Source organism: Henriciella sp. (genome assembly GCF_049649345.1).
GTDB lineage: Bacteria > Pseudomonadota > Alphaproteobacteria > Caulobacterales > Hyphomonadaceae > Henriciella.
The window spans coordinates 1-2,297 of record NZ_JBARZC010000470.1; the positions used below are offsets into that span (position 1 = coordinate 1).

The 2,297-nt window shown below is 61.3% G+C and carries 2 protein-coding genes and 1 pseudogene; 2 read left to right on the forward strand and 1 reads right to left on the reverse strand.

Translation table 11 applies throughout. The features are described 5' to 3' along the window. Both WA989_RS13005 and WA989_RS13010 read left to right on the forward strand, forming a co-directional pair. A pseudogene (locus tag WA989_RS13005) lies at window positions 1-344 on the forward strand (competence/damage-inducible protein A); the annotation flags it as partial. Between the two features lie 71 nt (window positions 345-415). Beyond that, window positions 416-850 (forward strand): hypothetical protein, encoded by a 435-nt coding sequence (locus tag WA989_RS13010; protein WP_424340918.1) that lies wholly within the window; start codon window positions 416-418, stop codon window positions 848-850. Here WA989_RS13010 and WA989_RS13015 read toward each other — a convergent pair. Next, a partial coding sequence (locus WA989_RS13015; protein ID WP_424340919.1) for an FAD-dependent oxidoreductase occupies window positions 847-2,297 on the reverse strand: 1,451 nt, incomplete at its 5' end. The two genes, WA989_RS13010 and WA989_RS13015, sit on opposite strands and share 4 nt — an antisense overlap.

A 2,297-nucleotide genomic window follows, 5' to 3' on the forward strand; every position in this document is an offset into this window, starting at 1 on the left:
CCGGAAATGTGTTCACGCTGGCCGGTGTGCCTTCAATCGTCCAGGGCATGCTGGGCGATATCGGCCACCGTCTGGAGCGAGGCATTGTTGTTCAGAGCATAACGGTGCGCGTCGCCGGCCTGCGGGAAGGCGATATCGCGGAACAGCTTTCCGGTCTCGATAAGGAACTCGATGGCGTCAATATGGGATCATATCCATGGTTCAGATCCGTTACCGATCATGGTGTGGCGCTGGTGGCGCGGTCGCGTGATGAGACGAAACTTCGGGCCGCTCGTGAACGGCTCATTGCTCTAGTGAGCAAAGATGGCCGCGACGTTGAAGTCATAGACGGCGAAGCGACGTGACGTCGGTGTTGAGCCTTCTCAGCCGCTGGCCAGTTATCCTGGCCTGCTTTGCCGCGATGATACTCGTGGGGATGAGTTTTGCGCCGGTTCAGGAGGCGATTGGCGGGCCATTGCTGGACATGATCTCTTCAGGAAAGGCGGCCAGGGCGCGCTTGGCCGAAATGAGCGCCGAGCAGCGCGAGACGCATTTCTGGGCGACGGTTCTCAACGACACAGCCTATCCGCTCGCCCTTGGTGGGTTTCTGGCGGGGCTTGCCGCACGGTTTGGCGGCAACTTGCGCACATTCGCTGTCATCCCCGCCTTTCTGGCTGTTATTACAGACCTCTCCGAAAATGCATCTCAGGCCGTCGCGCTTCAGGGCGAGCCTGCCTGGCTGGCTGCGAAGACCGTCCTGACACCTGCGAAGTTTGGTTTCTTCATGCTCGCCGCTTTTGTCGCCGTGGGGCTCATGCTGGTCTCCGCGGCGCAATGGTTGCTGCGCCGGCGAAAGCAACAGATCCGCTAGTCCTGCGCGCGCGGCTCTGCCAGCGCCCTGTGGATATCGCTGACGACAACCGAGCCTTCGCCCACGCTTGAGGCAACCCGCTTGACCGAGCCGATTCTGACATCGCCCACGGCATAAATGCGAGGCCAGCTCGTCTCATACCGGGTTGGCATACGCTCAAGCGCCCATCCGGCTCTTACAAGGTCGATATTGGCGAGATCTGGCCCTGTCTTTACGAACCCCTTCTCATCGCAGCTCATATGGCTGGGCAGCCATTCAGTGAAGGGGGCTGCGCCGATGAACAGGAAGACGAAGGGCGTCGGGCAGCGCTCACTTGTCCCGGCCGTCCGGTTCCGGAACGTGGCGTCCACAAGTCGGTCATCGGCAGGGTCTGCCCCTTCAATACCATGCAGGGCTTCTATTTCAGTGGAGGGATGCAAATGGATATTCGGCGCCTCTTCCAGTCGGCGAACCAGATATTCAGACATCGTTTCGCGAATGTCTGGCCGGCGATAGAGCACGTGAACGGCTTTGGCGGTGTGGCTCAAAAATACCGCGCCCTGGCCCGCAGAATTGCCTGCGCCGACAATCGCGACCTCCTGTCCGCCGCAAAGCTGCGCTTCCATCGGCGTCGCGCCATAATAGATGCCGCGCCCCTCGAACCGCTCCAGATTCTCGATCGGCAGGCGGCGATATTGGGCACCAGTCGCGATGACGACAGCGCGCGACTGCAGCTTCCGGCCATCCGCAAGGGTCACGCAATAATCCTCGCCGATCTTTTCCAGACCAGTGGCGTGGGCTGGGGCCGCAATACGGGCGCCGAACTTCTGCGCCTGGATTGATGCCCGTGCGGCAAGTTCGCGGCCTGAGACGCCCATGGGAAAGCCAAGATAGTTCTCGATCTTCGACGACGTGCCTGCTTGTCCGCCGGGGCCGTCAGTGTCGAGCGTCACGACGCTGAGCCCTTCGGATGCGGCATAGACGGAGGCGGCAAGGCCCGCCGGGCCAGCCCCGACGACAATGACATCGGCGCAGCTCCCATCCGGCAGGAGATCCAGCCCATATGCCTCTGACAATTCAGCGACGGTCGGGCGCGACATGATCCGGGAGCGCCCGCGGATCACGACAGGCAGGTCGCTTTCCCCTATCTCGCGCGCTTCCATGATCCGCTTGGCAAGCGCGTCTTTAGCCGGGTCCAGCCAGGTGTGCGGTACCATATGTTTCGACAGGAGGTTTCGAGCGGCGAAGACATCCCTGTCGTGGGCATCGCCGATGACGATGGTCGATCCATGGGCGGCCTCATGAGCAAAGGCGCGCCTGGCGGTAAATGTCCGAACGAACACATCGGAGAGGGCCGAGTTCTCCACAAGAAGTCTCTGAAAGTCAGCGTGGGAGATGTGCAGCACGTCGCCTTCGTCACCCATTTCCACACGTGCCAAGGAAGCCTGGCCGGTCAGGACCGATATGT

Excerpts from the sequence above, each read along its gene's own strand:
- WA989_RS13010 (WP_424340918.1), top strand. The coding sequence starts at position 416 with ATGAGTTTTGCGCCGGTTCAGGAGGCGATTGGCGGGCCATTGCTGGAC.